Origin of the sequence: Chitinophaga agri (genome assembly GCF_010093065.1) — a bacterium.
Classification (GTDB): domain Bacteria; phylum Bacteroidota; class Bacteroidia; order Chitinophagales; family Chitinophagaceae; genus Chitinophaga; species Chitinophaga agri.
On record NZ_CP048113.1, the window covers coordinates 5,348,507 to 5,363,798 of the forward strand.

A 15,292-nucleotide genomic window follows, 5' to 3' on the forward strand; every position below is an offset into this window, starting at 1 on the left:
CATAACATTATACTATATGGCATCCACCGGAAAAGTCTATCAACTTTGTGTACTTTTGTGCTCCCTGGCCTTGCCAACTGGCTTTAATATATCAGCGGTTACTACCTTGCGAATGATTAAATTTACAGCCTGAAAAACAACGGATAGTTAAATAAGATATTCAATGTCAAATACTTCGGTTCAACAGATAGAAGATGTAGTGATAAAATTTGCCGGCGACAGTGGAGACGGTATGCAGCTGACTGGTACCCAGTTTTCCAATAACACTGCGTTAATCGGCAATGACCTGAGCACATTTCCGGACTTTCCGGCAGAAATACGCGCCCCACAAGGTACCCTTGCAGGGGTGAGCGGCTTCCAGCTGCACTTCTCTTCTAATCGTATTTTTACTCCCGGTGATGCCTGTGATGTACTGGTAGCGATGAATGCTGCTGCGTTAAAAGCTAACCTGAAAGGTCTTAAAAAAGGCGGTATCATTATCGCTAATACAGACGGGTTTGATTCCAAAAACCTGCGCCTCGCCAACTATCCTGATGGCGTAAATCCGCTGGAAGATGGCTCTCTGCAGTCATACCAGCTGCATACCATGGACGTGACCAAAATGACCCGTGAGGCACTCAAGGAAGTGAACCTGGGTATGAAGGAGAAAGACCGTGCAAAGAATATGTTCGTGCTGGGCTTCCTCTATTGGTTATATGACCGTAGTATGGAAAGTACAGAGAACTTCCTCAACGAAAAATTCGGTAAGAAGCCAGAGATCCTCGACAGTAACCTGAAGGCATTACGCGCAGGCTATAACTTTGCTGAGACAGTAGAAGCATTCAGCACCCGTTTCCGTGTGGAAAAAGCACGTATGGAACCAGGTACCTACCGCAGCATCACTGGTAATACTGCCCTGGCATATGGCCTGATCGCCGCCAGCCAGAAGGCTAACCTGCCACTGTTCCTGGGTACTTATCCGATCACGCCGGCTTCCGATATCCTGCATGAGCTGAGCCGTTACAAGAACTTTGGCATCCGTACTTTCCAGGCGGAAGATGAGATCGCAGGTATTACATCTGCTATTGGTGCTTCCTATGGCGGGCACATGGGGGTTACTACTACCTCTGGTCCTGGTATGGCACTGAAGGGAGAAGCCATGGGACTGGCAGTGATGCTGGAAATACCACTGCTTATCGTGAACATTCAGCGCGGTGGTCCTTCTACCGGTTTGCCAACCAAAACTGAACAGTCTGACCTGTTACAGGCCTATTACGGTCGTAATGGTGAGTGTCCAATGCCAATCGTCTCTGCTTCTACACCGTCTGATTGTTTCAGCGCAGTTTTTGAAGCATTTCGTATTTCTATTGCACACATGACACCAGTGATCTTCCTGAGTGATGGTTATATTGCAAATGGTGCTGAACCATGGCGTTTCCCGCAAAGCAAAGATCTGCCTGCTATTCCGGTTACTTTCAAAAAGGGGCTGAAAGAAAATGAAGAACATTTCCTGCCTTATCACCGTGATGAAAACCTCGTTCGTCCGTGGGCTGTGCCAGGTACACCTGGACTGGAGCACCGTATTGGTGGCCTGGAAAAACAGAATATTACCGGTAACGTAAGTTACGATCCGGAAAACCACCAGTTAATGGTGCGTATCCGTCAGGAAAAAGTAGACAAGATCGCCGATCATATACCACCACAAACGATCGAACTGGGTCCTGAAAAAGGTAAGGTCCTGGTACTGGGATGGGGTTCTACCTATGGTGCTATCAAGAGTGCTGTACTCGAACTGCTGGCAGAAGGTCATGAGGTAGCACATGCGCACATCAGATACCTCCGTCCGTTCCCTAAAAATCTGGCGGAAATCCTGCATAGCTATGATAAAGTACTGATCCCTGAGATCAACAACGGTCAGCTGATCAAGATCATTCGTGAACAGTTCCTGATCGATGCAGTTGGTTACAATAAAATAATGGGAGTACCTATTACTAAAGGGGAATTGGTAATCAAGATTAAAGAGATGCTGCAGCAATAATTCGGCACGCTTTCATGATAAAATAATAGGAGATCCTGCCTCTCGGGGCAGGATTTTTATTATATTTAATACTATATAACAAAACAGGCAACTGCACGTTTGCTATATAGGAACGGAACACTACTACATAGCCAAAACCTTTATCATGAAAGGCGCCATCTGGTCTACACTGTTTATCTGCCTGTTTATGTTGAACAGTGCATTGTTACACGCCCAAACGCACAATTACGAAATACGTTTCAGTAATCACGTTATCGGTAACGTGACCGCGCATTGTAAAGTGAACGGAGCTGCCCGCAATATTTCTATCAAAAGTAATGTGGATATGAAATTGCTTGCCAGGTTCAATCTGGATATCTCCTGCGATTTTGATAATAATATCCTTATCAGGTCCAAAGTCATCAAAAGTAGCGGTAAGGACGGAGACAACAAGACTATTATCACACAACGGGAAGCTAAAAGCTATTCTGTTGTACTGAACGGTCAGAAGAGCGTACTGAATACTGCTGAGATCATACATTCGGTAGGTGAAATGTACTTTATGGAGCCCCGGCAGATCACGAAGATCTTTTCTGAGACCTTGGGCGTCTTTCTGACGCTTAATTCTCTCGGGAATGGATTGTATGAGCTGTTACTTCCGGAGGGCAAAAAAAACGTCTATAAATACGAAAAGGGGACATTGGTACAGGTGGAGGTGTCACAAACTTTAGGTAAAGCATATATCATAAGGGTTAGCTGATCATTCTTCCAATAGATATTCAACAAAAAGGGACTTCTCAGAAGTCCCTTTTCTGTTTTTAGTCTTATAATACCCGCTCAATGATCTGGCCGCTTTTCTTCTCTTTCAGTATCAGTTTTTTTGCACCAAAGTGGGTCATTTCTTCTTTCACCAGGTAATGATCTGCATCGTAATCCACCAGTGTCTGTGGCTTAGTTAAGCCGGTTTGTCCACGCCAGATATCCAGTTTTACAGGTTCCCATTGTTTGCTGGCAGCGCTACGGTAAGCTGCGTCAAGTACGGCATTTACCACATAGCCATCATAGAAAGTTTCACGTGCCGGCCGGTTGTTTTCAATTGCATTGAACATATCAGCAAACATGTGATTATAGCCTAGTTCATTCAGCTCATCTCCAACAGGGAATAACCAGCCGCTATTGCTTTCTGCCTTCTCTGCCACATAGTCGGCTCCCTTCCCCGTAGTGAACATGTCAAAACCTGTACGAAGGAAGCTATTCAGCCATATGGTTCCTTCTGTTCCCATTACCTCATCCCTGAGATCCAGTCCGCCACGGAAGGTCCAGCTTACTTCGAACTGGCCGATAGCACCGTTCTCGTATTTGACCAGGCCAATAGCATGATCTTCTGCGTCAATAGGTTTTACCTGTGTATCCGCCCAGCACATTACTTCCACCGGTTTAATATCCTTTCCGATGAAGCTACGCGCAATCTCCACGCAATGGCAACCCAGGTCCAGCATACAACCACCGCCTGCCTGTTCTTTATCCCAGAACCACTCACTGTGCGGACCAGGATGTGTTTCCCTGGATTTAGCCCATAGGATACGTCCTAATGCGCCACTCTGCACGCTATCCAGCGCCTTCAGGAATTTTGGCGTATATACCAGGTCTTCCAGGTAACCGTTGAAAATACCAGCAGCTTCCACCATTTCCAGCATGCGCTTCGCCTCTTCTGCATTACGGCCCAGCGGCTTGGTACAGATAACACCTTTTTTGTGTTTACAGCAGAGTGCTACCGCTGCTTCATGCAGATTATTAGGTAGGGAGATACAAACTACATTCACATCCGGATGGGCAATTGATGCTTCCATATCGGTCGTCCAGTGCCCCACATTATAATCATCTGCGAATTTCTTTGCACTTTCTTCTCTGCGCGAATAGATACTGACAATCTTGTCCCGGCTTCTCTGTCCCTGTAACGAGTCTGCATAAAAGCGGCCAATGAAGCCGGAACCTAACATGGAAATACGTTGCATAAATATCTGATTGAATTAAGTGATAACGATCGGGCTAAAATGAGCACTCCGCAGTAAAACACCAGTTTGACATAGGTAGTTCACTGCGGAGTGTGATATAGAAAAAAGGAAGATTATGCGATGACTTCTTTTTTGGTGTCACGGAAAGATACCATGAACAGGAGCCATACAACAACAGCGATACCGGATGGGATCACCCATACATGTCTCCAGAAATTATCAACAGGGTTAGTGGTGTAGTAGTCCGTAATGAAACCTGCTACCCAGAATCCTATCAGCATACCTACACCATAGGTGGCAAGGGTAACAAGACCCTGTGCCGCACTTTTGTATTTTTCTCCTGCCTGAGCATCTGTATAGATCTGACCAGATACGAAGAAGAAGTCATAACAGATGCCATGTAATGCGATACCGATGATCAGCATGAACGAAAGATTGTCCGCATTGCCATAAGCAAATAACAGGTAACGTACAGCCCAGGCAATCATACCTACCATGATGGTTTTCTTAAAACCGTAACGGTTAAAGAACACAGGGATCAGGAGTATAAATAATGCTTCTGATACCTGACCAATGATCATTTTACCGGATGAATTCTCCAGGCCAGACTGTTCCAGGAAATTATGCGCGTTCTGATAATAGAATGCCAGCGGAATACAGATAAGGATGGAAGAGATAAAGAAAATAAGGAAGTTCCTGCTCTTCAGCAGTTTGATGGCATCAAGACCGAGAATGGAACTGATACTGTCTTTCTGACTTTTATCTTTAACAGGAGGCGTTTTAGGTAATGTAAAACTGAGTAAACCGAGCAGCAGGGACGAAATTGCTCCCATTGCGAATGTGTTTTTCAGCATGCCGGCGGCAATACCTTCTTTAGAATCCCAATGGAAAATATAGCTGATAGAGAAACCAGCGACGATCCAACCTACTGTGCCCCATACACGAATAGTAGAGAATTCTTTTTCAGGATTCTTCATCTGGCGGAAGGAGATAGAGTTTACCAGCGCCAGTGTAGGCATATAACCTACCATGTAGGCAAATACATAAGGATAAAATACGCTCACACTTTCCGCACGATACATCTGGAACATCAGCACTGCGCCAAGCAGGTGGAGGATACCCAGGATTTTTTCAGCGTTGAAGTATTTGTCAGCGATCATTCCAATAATAAACGGGGCAATGATCGCGCCGTAGGACTGTGTTGAAAACACGCTGGCTGTTTCCAGACCGGAAGCAGACAAGTTATTTGCAAGAAATGTTCCCAATGTCACAAACCATGCTCCCCATGTGAAAAATTCGAGGAACATCATGATAGACAACTGTAAGCGAGTACCTGGTTTCATAACGATTTTTAGACTTTATAACTCTTTGATAAAACTTTAGCGGCAAAAGATAAGTAAAATATAACCGAAATTCCAAATTAGTAGTACGGACGGTGATGATTTACAGTAATTTTTTAGGCATGACACTGATAGCGGAGCCTTCTGCCAGTAATGCGGAAACCGGTTGCTGCTGCAACATGGGAACGAATGCCGGTCCGTATAGTGCCGCGGTGTCACAATGATAACTATAGTCGGTGATGCGATGTGTTCTCCATTGGGGGTGTGTCACCTGGTATTCGCCGGTACGCGCAGCGGCCATTTGCGTATAACCCCAGTAATGGTCGGTGATGAACTCAGCTTCACTGCCTGGTGGTATAGGCTGGGCTTCTTTTTCAGCAGTAGCTTTTAGATAGTTCCACTCCTGGTTTACTTTCCATTCATAGTTGACTTCCAGTAGGTTGTCTGCTGTATGTCCCCATCGATGGCGCATAGGATGCGTTGCATATTTTTCCTTATAGATCGTATTGGCAACGAAGGTGATCATTCGTTTTGGAACGATCTCTTTGACGAATACAACACCTCTTTTCCATATACCGTCTTCTTTGTAGCGTACATAGAAACGAAGGTTTACCTCTTCGAAGTCGCGATGGAAGGGGAGGGAGAGGCCCATTACGCGGGTATTCTGAAAGAGGAAGCCCACCAGACTGACATACAGGGTATTGTTCCATGTGTCCAGTTCTGTATTGTAGGGTACCAGTGGTTGCAGCACAGCAGGATCGGCCTCGAAGTTGACCATGAGGAGATTGCGCCATGCAGCTGTTAAAAAAGGTTTTGCCATAGTGGTTGGTTAGTTGCTGCGGATAAGTGACTGGTAGTATTTGCATACCGGCCGGAGACCACATTCTTCACATTTCGGAGAGCGGGCAACACAGATGTATCGTCCATGCAGTATCAGCCAGTGATGGGCGATATGCACTTTTTCCTTCGGAATATATTTAAGCAGTTGTTTTTCCGTCTGCAGGGGAGTAGTTGCATTGGTGGTAAGACCGATACGGGCTGATACGCGGAATACGTGTGTATCAACAGCCATATTGGGCTGCTGGTGTACAACGGAAGTGATGACATTGGCTGTTTTACGGCCTACACCAGGTAGTTTGACCAGTTGCTCTACAGTAGCGGGTATTTCCCCGTTAAAGTCTTCAACTACCATCTGTGCCATACCGATCAGATGCCTGGTTTTATTGTTCGGATAGCTGATGCTGCGTATCAGGGGAAAAAGATCATCAAACGTGGCGTGGCTGAGGGCTTCTACATCAGGATATTGGCTGAAGATAGCAGGTGTCGTCATATTGACACGTTTATCGGTGCATTGGGCCGACAGGATCACCGCTACCAGCAGTTGATAAGGATTATCGTAAATCAGCTCGGTCTCCGCATTGGGAGCATGTTCTTCGAAGTACCTGAGAACAAAGGCAAAGCGCTCTTTCTTTGTCATATCTGTAAAGATAGGGCAAAGATGATATGCTGCAAACAGACAGCAGGTATGACAGATAAGGCGCCTGTGTCCGTAAAATATGTTTTACGGGCTTTGGGCAGTGCCTTGATATTCAGTAGCTTATTTTGCCGGCGTTACTGCTTTTTTCGCATAGTCGGCGATAGCCTGCAATGTTTCTGGTCTGGGAGAGAAACGGATGGTGTCAAGCGCTTTTCTGGTCTGGTTAAGGCATCTTTCCTCTTCACGGGATAATTCCGGGTCCTGATTAGTCATTGTCTTTGATTTATTGGCGCTATTAGATACAGAATGTAAGGCAAAAAATGAGTGTGTAGAATTCCCCATGCAATATTTTTTTAATACAAATGATTAGTTGCTAATACTATAACGGAGATTGATGATGAAGTATTGTCAGACTAAGTGAAATATTTCGAAAGTAAGTATAACCGGTCTACGCGGAAAGCTTGCTGGCAAAAGGAATAATTGGTGACGTGGAATCTGGTTGCTAGTTTTTCTCCGTGATAATGAACAGGTCCTCATTATCTTTCTTCATCAGGTATTTTTCACGTGCGAATTTTTCCAGTTTTTCCGGACTGGATAGTAGTTCCTCCTGTTCTTTCCTTGTTTTGCTGATCTCCTCCTGGAAGAAGGATTTCTGGGCTTCCAGCTTATTGACTTCTGACTGCAGTTCGTACTGGGAAATAAAGTTCTTGCTATCCAGAAATACCAGCCATACAAAGAACGCAGCGGCAGAAACAAAGTATTTGTTTCGCATGTAAGCTGGTAGTCTGACGGATTTTAAACCTGGCATATAATGGGTGTGTGACTTAGAACAGTTGTTAAAAAAAGCCGGGTTTTGAAGTAAATCAAAACCCGGCAAATATGGACCACTAATTAAAATATCGTCATCAAAGATCAGATCCCGAAATTCGACGTACGAGACTCAATCCAGCGTTGGTTCTTACTTCTTACCAAATTTAACGGATTTTCCCGGATAATACGCCACGTTGTCCAATTCTTCTTCGATACGGAGCAACTGGTTGTATTTAGCCATACGGTCAGTACGGGAAGCGGAACCGGTTTTGATCTGTCCGCAGTTCAGTGCAACTGCCAGGTCAGCGATGGTAACGTCTTCAGTTTCGCCGGAACGGTGGCTCATGATAGAGGTGTAACCAGCTTTGTGCGCCATGTTTACTGCGTCAATAGTCTCAGTAACAGTACCGATCTGGTTTACTTTGATCAGGATGCTGTTAGCGATATCACCTTCGATACCGGTTTTCAGACGTTTAACGTTGGTAACGAACAGGTCATCACCTACCAGCTGTACTGTAGAACCAACAGCTTCAGTCAGTTTTTTCCAGCCATCCCAGTCGTCTTCAGCCATCCCGTCTTCGATAGAAACGATTGGGTATTTTTTGCACCATTCAGCCCAGAAAGCGACCATTTCTTCGCTGCTGATCACTTTACCGGAGCTTTTGTAGAATTTGTAAGTTTTGTCAGCGTCGTTGTACATCTCGCTGCTTGCCGCATCCAGTGCGATAGCGATCTGCTCACCTGGTTTGTAACCAGCTGCTTCGATAGCTGCGATCACAGTTTCGATAGCTTCTTCGTTGCTCTGGATCTCAGGAGCGAAACCACCTTCGTCACCTACGTTAGTGCTGTAACCCTTCTTTTTCAGAACGGATTTCAGGTGATGGAACACCTCAACACCCCAGCGCAGACCTTCAGAGAAGGAGGAAGCACCTACAGGAACGATCATAAATTCCTGGAAATCAATTTTATTGTCAGCGTGTACACCACCATTGATGATGTTCATCAGCGGAATTGGCAGAGTAGTAGCGTTAACGCCGCCCAGGTAGCGGTACAGAGGCAGGTTAGCTTCGTCAGCAGCTGCTTTAGCAACAGCCATGCTCACAGCCAGGGTAGCGTTTGCACCCAGTTTACCTTTATTTTCAGTACCATCCAGTTCAATCAGGAATTTATCGATACCGGCCTGGTCTTTCACATCCCATCCGATCAGTTCTTCTGCGATGATGTCATTCACGTTGTTAACCGCCTGGATAACACCTTTACCCATGTATACAGCTTTGTCGTTATCACGCAGCTCAACTGCCTCGTGCTTACCGGTAGAAGCGCCGGATGGAACAGCTGCACGGCCGAAATGACCGTCTTCTGTCATTACATCTACTTCTACTGTTGGATTGCCACGGCTATCAAGGATCTGCCTTGCATGGATTGATGAAATGGTACTCATTGTCGTTTAGTTGTTTTAATATAATAATTTGTAAGTTAATCGGTTACCGGTATATTGAGCCTCCCGGGCACCCCCTACTTTGTCAATTCCCTGAAGATGGATTCCAGGCTTTGTGAATTGCTCTGCAAAGAAAGGATGTTCCGGTTATTTATCAAAGCAAATTGTAGCAGGTTTTTACGTACTTCCTCCAGATTGGCCGCAAACAGCTGCCAGGTGCGGGCGTCCTGTTGCTTCAGCCTTGTGACCCCTGCAATTTGTTGCAGGTCTGTTTCCGTAGGATACGGTTCACCAAAGGCCACCTGTATGTAACCATTTTCTATATTACCCTGTTGCAGGTTCTGAAGAGAGTCATCTACAATAATATTCCCCTTATTGATAATGATGACCCGGCTGCACATAGCTTCCACCTCCTGCATAATGTGTGTACTGAGCAGGATCGTCTTTGTTTTTCCCAGTTCTGAGATCAGTTCCCTGATATCGGCCAGCTGGTTAGGGTCGAAACCTGAGGTAGGTTCATCCAGGATCAGTACTTCCGGATCGTGTATCAGTGCCTGGGCTAGTCCCACACGCTGTTTATATCCTTTGGAGAGATCGCCGATCTTCTTTTTGCTTTCCGGTTGTAAACCGGTCATGGCGATCACTTCGGCAATACGTTTATCTGCATTATTTCCCAGCCCGTGTACCTGGGCTACAAAACCGAGAAACTCCCGGATGTACATGTCTGCATAGAGAGGATTGGCTTCCGGCAGATAGCCGATGCGCTGCCTGACCTCCAGCGGATGTGTGACCACATCGTGACCGCCTACGCTGACGCTGCCACTGGTGGGCGGCAGGTATCCCGTGATCATTTTCATAGTAGTACTTTTACCGGCTCCGTTCGGACCCAGAAAACCCACTACTTCTCCCTTCTTCAGCGAAAAAGAGATATCATTGACCGCGCGCTGCTCTCCGTATACCTTGCTTAACTGTGTTACTGTGATTGACATTAGGTTTTCCACTTTGGCGGCCCTAAAGTATGAAAATCGGGCTAGAATAAAAATCGCTTATAATCGTCTACATGTTAAATAACTGTGTCTTCGGGTATTAAATGAGTCATGATACCGATTTAACTAAATATTTATGACTAAAATTATCACGGAATATATAATTTTAAATATATTCACAAATCGTAACCTGATGCTGAGCAGTATGTTCTGATATATTCTGGTTATATTTATCACCTACGTTCTGATGAATGCATGATCGCAACAGTTGTTAATCAATAATCACTATACATTTTAAACCCTGCAAACTTTTAAGATTTCATGGCAATTAATTTACAGAAGGGACAAAAAATCGACATCGGACTTTCCAATATCAGCGTAGGTCTGGGGTGGAATCCCAATGAAGGGACAGGAAATGATTTTGATCTGGATGCCTCCGCGTTTATGATTGATAGCAACAGGTTGATCCCGTCAGAAGGTTATTTTGTATTCTATGGTAATACAACTTCTCCTGATGAGGCATTACGCCACACCGGAGACGATCCTACCGGCGGTAACAGTGCGGACGGTGATGATGAAACCATTAAAGTAGACCTCTCGAAAGTACACTCCGACATCAAGGAAATACTGTTTGTGGTAACCATCCACGATGCGATTGATCGCCGTCAGAACTTTGGTCAGGTGAGAAATTCATATATCCGTATCGTTAATGATGCAAACGGTGAAGAGATCGCGAAATATGAACTCGGAGAAGATTTCTCTGTAGAAACCGGCGTGGAATTTGGCCGTCTGTATAACAGAGATGGCAAGTGGCGCTTTGAAGCTTCCGGTATCGGTTACAAAGAAGATCTGGCTTACTTTCTGGGTAAATACTACAAGGGACAGATCATTAAATAGTCTATTCTATCAACACACATTACTGAAATAAATTTTTATGGCAATTAACTTAGTAAAGGGACAAACCATTGACCTCCGTAAGAATGACAAAGGCGAAACATTTGACCTGTCAACAGTAACGATCGGTCTCGGTTGGGACGTACGTAAAAAAAGCGGTGGCTTTTTTGGTAAACTGTTAGGTGGTAAAGAAGAGGAATTTGACCTCGATGCAATCGCTTTCCTGTTAGATAAAAACGGTAAAGTAGCTGACCTGGGTAAAACCGTACAGACAAATGACGGTCGTAACCTGAGTCTCTACCAGGGAGATGTTGTTTTCTTTAACAGCCAGCGTCACCCGTCAGGCAATATCTGGCTGACAGGCGATAACCGCACTGGTGCCGGCGATGGTGATGATGAGCAGATCATTGTTAAACTGGATAGCCTGGATGCGAAATATGAAAAGATCCTTTTCATCGTTTCTATCTATCAGGGTCGTCAGCGTAACCAGCACTTCGGTGGTATCGAAAACGCTTTCATCCGTGCAGTAGATAACAAAGGAAAAGAAATCGTTAAATTCAATCTTTCCGGCGACGCATCTTACACCAACATGTGCTCCCTCGTATTTGCAGAAGTATACCGTAAAGACGGTACCTGGAAATTCAGAGCACTGGGAGATCCTCAGCCAGCTGATAGCTTTGTGGAAATACTGCGGAGCTACGTTTATTAATTAACCCTTTCTATAAGAGTCATTCATGAGAAGATTACCGGTTTATTTAGTGTTGGATACTTCCGGCTCTATGAGCGGAGAGCCCATAGAAGCTGTGAAAAATGGCGTACAGGTACTGATCTCCACCCTGAGACAAGACCCATATGCCCTGGAAACTGCATTCCTCAGCCTGATCACTTTTGATAGTGATGCGCGCCAGCTGGTGCCACTTACTGATCTGTCATCCTTCCAGATGCCCGAAATTAAAGCATCTGGTGGTACCTCCCTCGGCGCCGCGCTGCAGCTGGTATCTGACAGTATTAACAGGGAAGTCGCTAAGTCAACTCCTGACGTAAAAGGTGACTGGAAACCGCTGGTATTCCTGATGACAGATGGTATCCCAACCGATACGTGGCAGAACGGATTGAATGCCTTCCAGAATACCAAAATAGGTATTACAGTCGCCTGTGCCGCTGGCAATGGTGCTGATGTGAGCCTGTTAAAACAAATCACCAATACCGTCGTTTCACTCGATACAGCAGATGCCGCTACCATCAAAGCATTCTTTAAATGGGTGTCCGCTTCCGTAAGCACCGGCAGCCAGAAAGTAGAAGGCGGAGAGAAAGAAGTAGCCGGATTAAATGAACTGCCACCACCTCCACCGGAAGTGAATATCGTTGTGTAACATGAGTAGTATCAGGCACGTATCTTTCGATCTGTGGATGACGCTGATCCGCTCGCACGCTTCCTATAAAGCAAAACGTGCAGACCTTTTCCGCTCCTTCTTTTCACTTGAGGCGTTCGCGCCGGAAAAAGTGGCAGCAGTGGTTAGAGAAGCGGATGTGCTGATCAATAACATGAACGAAATTACCGGGCGTAATGTGCATACATTTGAAATGTACCTCTTATGCCTGCACCTGTTGGGAATAGATATTAAAAGTGTACACCCGGACAAACTGGAGGAATTCTACAGTTTGTCCGAGGCACTTTTCTTTCAGTATCCTCCATTGCCTTTGTACACGGACACAACGCAGTTGTTAGCCGCTTTGCATCGTCAGGGTATTACCACCAACCTGCTTAGTAACACAGGATTTATTCAGGGTCGTACTTTACGTAAACTGATGACGCAATGGGGATGGGACACCCTGTTTGCCTTTCAGTTGTATTCAGATGAAACGGGTTGTTCAAAACCGGATGTACAAATGTTCAACCGGATGCTGGATAAGGCCGCTATGCTGCATACAGCCCTTGCTCCCGGAGCAGTATGGCATCTGGGTGATAACCAGATAGCCGATGTTCAGGGTGCACAACGTTTGGGTATATCGGCAACATTGACCGACATCACTCATAACCCCTTAAACAAGTTGTTAAATGAAAGATGTTTATGCCTTACATAGCATTGTAGATGATGTTCAATTCCCGTTTGACCCTGCTGATTACAGCCGTTTCAAGTTTGGGGACGGCGCTGTGGCCGGAGCATACGGCACTGCACTTGCTGAAGGTTTCATCGCTGCTTACGGAGACAGGTTGTCAGAGAATGATCAGCTGGTCGTATTACCCAGTCCTTACACGAGTATCCCTACCGCTTCTTATCACATGACTACAGCATTTGTAAAAGTGCTTAACCGCTACCTGTGCATAAGAGGGTATATGCCCGCTGTAACCGCCAAGATCCATCGCTATAAAACATATAGCATCGATTACGGAGCGCTAGACATGGAAAGCCGGAAGGCACTCATTATCAATGACAGGTACCACCTGGACAAAGAATTCCTCGCTGGTAAAACACTGATATTTACCGACGATATCCGGATAACGGGTAGCCACGAACTCATCATCCGCAACCTGCTGAAGAAATTCGAACTAAACAACAATGCGTATTTCCTTTATTATGCACAACTGCAAAATCAGGACGTACATCCCAACATAGAGAACAAGCTCAATTATTATAGTATTCATTCCCTGCAAAGTCTCGAAACTGTGATAGGAGCACCCTCCTTCCTGTTTAATACGAGAGTGGTGAAATACATGCTGCATGCGCCATTTGCTGCGTATAAAGAATTACTGATGAAACAAACACCGCAGTTCCTCCAGGAACTGGCGGACTGCTGCATCAGCAATAGCTACCACCAGATGGAAGAATACAGAGATAATGCAAACTTTTTATTTGATCATCTTCAAAAAATTATACCATCATGGCAATCAATCTGCAAAAAGGAGAAAGAGCCAATCTTGAATTACCAAAATTCACTATTGGCTTAGGATGGGATATCAATGAATCACATACAGGTGGCGAATGCGACCTGGATGCTTCTGTATTCCTCCTGGGTGAAAACAGGAAAATCCTGTCTGATCAGCATTTCGTGTTTTACAATAACCTGGAATCTCCGGATGGTGCTGTTAAGCATTCTGGTGATAACCGTACAGGTGCTGGTGACGGTGATGACGAAACTATCCACGTAGATCTGTCAGTGATCAACCCTGCAGTAAAAGAGATCTGTATCGTGGTAACTATCCATGAAGCCGCTGCACGCCGCCAGAACTTCGGTCAGATCCGTAACTCATTTATCCGTGTCTACGATGCTGCAAAGAACGTAGAACTGGTGAAATATGAACTGGGTGAGGACTTCTCTATCGAAACTGCAGTTGAATTTGGCCGCATCTACAAACGCGATAACGCATGGCGTTTTGAAGCGGTAGGAGTAGGACAGAGCGGTGGATTAGAGCAGTATCTTGCTAAATACGCATAATAAAATTCAATTAGGAATTAGGAGCTAGGAATTGCTGGATGATAACACCTTTTCAATACGTAATCGGATAGCATGTTTAATTAGCCAGTTTAAAACTTTTACGCTTTACATGTGCTGACTATTCATACACAATTCCTAATCCCTAATTCCTAATTATTCAATAATAGCCCAGACATTATAATCGTATGAGACGTCTCCCGGTTTACCTGCTATTAGATACTTCCGGCTCCATGAGGGGCGAACGTATTGAGGCCGTGAAGAACGGACTGCAGGTATTGGTATCTAAATTAAGACAGGACCCTTTTGCCCTGGAATCAGTATGGATCAGCATTATCACGTTCGACAGAGAGGTGAAACAGCTGCTGCCACTGACAGCTTTGGAATCATTACAGTTACCCGAAATTACTACGCCCGAATCCGGCCCGACCAATATGGGTGCAGCATTGGAAATGCTGTGCAGCAAACTGGAATCGGAAGTCGCAAAAGGCAATGATACACAGAAAGGCGACTGGCGTCCTTTACTGTTCCTCATGACTGATGGTAAGCCGTCCGATCTGGCTGCCTTCAGGGAAGTTGTGCCAAAGGTAAAACGCCAGAACCTGGGAGCGCTAGTCGCCTGTGCCGCTGGTGCAGAAGCGCAGGATAGCTTCCTGAAAGAACTGACTGATACGGTCGTGCATCTCGATACCGCAGACAGTTCCACCCTGATGTCGTTCTTCAAATGGGTATCAGCTTCTATCGGTACTGGCAACAAGAGTGCTGGCACAACAGAAGAAATTCAGCTGCCACCACCTCCGGCAGAAGTACATGTCATCATTTAATCAATAGCCAGGACAAAGCCGGCTATACGCCATAACCATAGTGCTGCCTCATAAAACCGGCGGCCGTAAAGAACTAT

Annotated in this window: 17 protein-coding genes; 9 read left to right on the forward strand and 8 right to left on the reverse strand. The window is 45.4% G+C overall.

Annotated features, from left to right (window positions below; all coding sequences use genetic code 11):
- The first annotated feature begins 163 nt into the window (after window positions 1–163).
- Window positions 164–2,017: a 2-oxoacid:acceptor oxidoreductase subunit alpha gene (locus tag GWR21_RS21365; protein WP_162333710.1), complete on the forward strand. Its 1,854-nt coding sequence runs from the start codon at window positions 164–166 to the stop codon at window positions 2,015–2,017.
- 145 nt (window positions 2,018–2,162) lie between these two features.
- A complete protein-coding gene (locus GWR21_RS21370) occupies window positions 2,163–2,756 on the forward strand; it encodes a DUF6134 family protein (protein ID WP_162333711.1) in 594 nt (197 codons plus the stop codon).
- A 64-nt stretch (window positions 2,757–2,820) separates the two neighbouring features.
- On the opposite strand, the gene GWR21_RS21375 is transcribed toward GWR21_RS21370, so the two are convergent.
- From GWR21_RS21375 to gldA, 8 genes are all read right to left on the reverse strand, one after another.
- The gene (locus GWR21_RS21375; RefSeq protein ID WP_162333712.1) at window positions 2,821–4,011 is read right to left on the reverse strand and encodes a Gfo/Idh/MocA family protein; all 1,191 of its coding nucleotides are present in this window, start codon (window positions 4,009–4,011) and stop codon (window positions 2,821–2,823) included.
- A gap of 113 nt (window positions 4,012–4,124) precedes the next feature.
- The gene (locus tag GWR21_RS21380; RefSeq protein WP_162333713.1) at window positions 4,125–5,354 is read right to left on the reverse strand and encodes an MFS transporter; all 1,230 of its coding nucleotides are present in this window, start codon (window positions 5,352–5,354) and stop codon (window positions 4,125–4,127) included.
- A 100-nt stretch (window positions 5,355–5,454) separates the two neighbouring features.
- The gene (locus GWR21_RS21385; protein ID WP_162333714.1) at window positions 5,455–6,171 is read right to left on the reverse strand and encodes a YqjF family protein; all 717 of its coding nucleotides are present in this window, start codon (window positions 6,169–6,171) and stop codon (window positions 5,455–5,457) included.
- Between the two features lie 9 nt (window positions 6,172–6,180).
- Entirely contained in the window at window positions 6,181–6,828 is a 648-nt protein-coding gene (nth, locus tag GWR21_RS21390) for an endonuclease III (RefSeq protein WP_162333715.1), read from the reverse strand.
- Between the two features lie 120 nt (window positions 6,829–6,948).
- A complete protein-coding gene (locus GWR21_RS21395) occupies window positions 6,949–7,101 on the reverse strand; it encodes a hypothetical protein (RefSeq protein WP_162333716.1) in 153 nt (50 codons plus the stop codon).
- Window positions 7,102–7,330: 229 nt separating this feature from the next.
- Complete coding sequence (locus GWR21_RS21400; RefSeq protein WP_238429932.1) at window positions 7,331–7,600, reverse strand: FtsB family cell division protein; 270 nt, start codon at window positions 7,598–7,600, stop codon at window positions 7,331–7,333.
- A gap of 186 nt (window positions 7,601–7,786) precedes the next feature.
- On the reverse strand, window positions 7,787–9,079 hold the full coding sequence (gene eno / locus GWR21_RS21405) for a phosphopyruvate hydratase (protein WP_162333718.1): 1,293 nt from the start codon (window positions 9,077–9,079) through the stop codon (window positions 7,787–7,789).
- 74 nt (window positions 9,080–9,153) lie between these two features.
- Entirely contained in the window at window positions 9,154–10,065 is a 912-nt protein-coding gene (gene gldA / locus GWR21_RS21410) for a gliding motility-associated ABC transporter ATP-binding subunit GldA (protein WP_162333719.1), read from the reverse strand.
- 318 nt (window positions 10,066–10,383) lie between these two features.
- Between gldA and GWR21_RS21415 the strand changes: the two genes are divergently transcribed.
- The 7 genes from GWR21_RS21415 (at window position 10,384) to GWR21_RS21445 (ending at window position 15,215) form a co-directional block, all read left to right on the forward strand.
- On the forward strand, window positions 10,384–10,959 hold the full coding sequence (locus GWR21_RS21415; RefSeq protein WP_162333720.1) for a TerD family protein: 576 nt from the start codon (window positions 10,384–10,386) through the stop codon (window positions 10,957–10,959).
- Window positions 10,960–10,996: 37 nt separating this feature from the next.
- Complete coding sequence (locus GWR21_RS21420; RefSeq protein WP_162333721.1) at window positions 10,997–11,665, forward strand: TerD family protein; 669 nt, start codon at window positions 10,997–10,999, stop codon at window positions 11,663–11,665.
- 25 nt (window positions 11,666–11,690) lie between these two features.
- The gene (locus GWR21_RS21425) at window positions 11,691–12,329 is read left to right on the forward strand and encodes a vWA domain-containing protein (RefSeq protein ID WP_162333722.1); all 639 of its coding nucleotides are present in this window, start codon (window positions 11,691–11,693) and stop codon (window positions 12,327–12,329) included.
- Between the two features lies 1 nt (window position 12,330).
- Window positions 12,331–13,041, forward strand: a complete 711-nt coding sequence (locus tag GWR21_RS21430) for an HAD family hydrolase (RefSeq protein WP_162333723.1) — start codon at window positions 12,331–12,333, stop codon at window positions 13,039–13,041.
- Window positions 13,016–13,906 (forward strand): phosphoribosyltransferase family protein, encoded by an 891-nt coding sequence (locus GWR21_RS21435; RefSeq protein WP_162333724.1) that lies wholly within the window; start codon window positions 13,016–13,018, stop codon window positions 13,904–13,906. The genes GWR21_RS21430 and GWR21_RS21435 overlap by 26 nt, the downstream gene beginning before the upstream one ends.
- On the forward strand, window positions 13,840–14,394 hold the full coding sequence (locus tag GWR21_RS21440) for a TerD family protein (RefSeq protein ID WP_162333725.1): 555 nt from the start codon (window positions 13,840–13,842) through the stop codon (window positions 14,392–14,394). The genes GWR21_RS21435 and GWR21_RS21440 overlap by 67 nt, the downstream gene beginning before the upstream one ends.
- A gap of 185 nt (window positions 14,395–14,579) precedes the next feature.
- Window positions 14,580–15,215 (forward strand): vWA domain-containing protein, encoded by a 636-nt coding sequence (locus GWR21_RS21445; RefSeq protein ID WP_162333726.1) that lies wholly within the window; start codon window positions 14,580–14,582, stop codon window positions 15,213–15,215.
- The last annotated feature ends 77 nt before the right edge of the window (window positions 15,216–15,292 follow it).

Bases quoted from the DNA above. Each gene is read 5' to 3' on its own strand.
- GWR21_RS21365 (WP_162333710.1), top strand. From the start codon at position 164: ATGTCAAATACTTCGGTTCAACAGATAGAAGATGTAGTGATAAAATTT.
- GWR21_RS21370 (WP_162333711.1), top strand. From the start codon at position 2,163: ATGAAAGGCGCCATCTGGTCTACACTGTTTATCTGCCTGTTTATGTTG.
- GWR21_RS21375 (WP_162333712.1), bottom strand. From the start codon at position 4,011: ATGCAACGTATTTCCATGTTAGGTTCCGGCTTCATTGGCCGCTTTTAT.
- GWR21_RS21380 (WP_162333713.1), bottom strand. From the start codon at position 5,354: ATGAAACCAGGTACTCGCTTACAGTTGTCTATCATGATGTTCCTCGAA.
- GWR21_RS21385 (WP_162333714.1), bottom strand. From the start codon at position 6,171: ATGGCAAAACCTTTTTTAACAGCTGCATGGCGCAATCTCCTCATGGTC.
- nth (WP_162333715.1), bottom strand. From the start codon at position 6,828: ATGACAAAGAAAGAGCGCTTTGCCTTTGTTCTCAGGTACTTCGAAGAA.
- GWR21_RS21395 (WP_162333716.1), bottom strand. From the start codon at position 7,101: ATGACTAATCAGGACCCGGAATTATCCCGTGAAGAGGAAAGATGCCTT.
- GWR21_RS21400 (WP_238429932.1), bottom strand. From the start codon at position 7,600: ATGCGAAACAAATACTTTGTTTCTGCCGCTGCGTTCTTTGTATGGCTG.
- eno (WP_162333718.1), bottom strand. From the start codon at position 9,079: ATGAGTACCATTTCATCAATCCATGCAAGGCAGATCCTTGATAGCCGT.
- gldA (WP_162333719.1), bottom strand. From the start codon at position 10,065: ATGTCAATCACAGTAACACAGTTAAGCAAGGTATACGGAGAGCAGCGC.
- GWR21_RS21415 (WP_162333720.1), top strand. From the start codon at position 10,384: ATGGCAATTAATTTACAGAAGGGACAAAAAATCGACATCGGACTTTCC.
- GWR21_RS21420 (WP_162333721.1), top strand. From the start codon at position 10,997: ATGGCAATTAACTTAGTAAAGGGACAAACCATTGACCTCCGTAAGAAT.
- GWR21_RS21425 (WP_162333722.1), top strand. From the start codon at position 11,691: ATGAGAAGATTACCGGTTTATTTAGTGTTGGATACTTCCGGCTCTATG.
- GWR21_RS21430 (WP_162333723.1), top strand. From the start codon at position 12,331: ATGAGTAGTATCAGGCACGTATCTTTCGATCTGTGGATGACGCTGATC.
- GWR21_RS21435 (WP_162333724.1), top strand. From the start codon at position 13,016: ATGAAAGATGTTTATGCCTTACATAGCATTGTAGATGATGTTCAATTC.
- GWR21_RS21440 (WP_162333725.1), top strand. From the start codon at position 13,840: ATGGCAATCAATCTGCAAAAAGGAGAAAGAGCCAATCTTGAATTACCA.
- GWR21_RS21445 (WP_162333726.1), top strand. From the start codon at position 14,580: ATGAGACGTCTCCCGGTTTACCTGCTATTAGATACTTCCGGCTCCATG.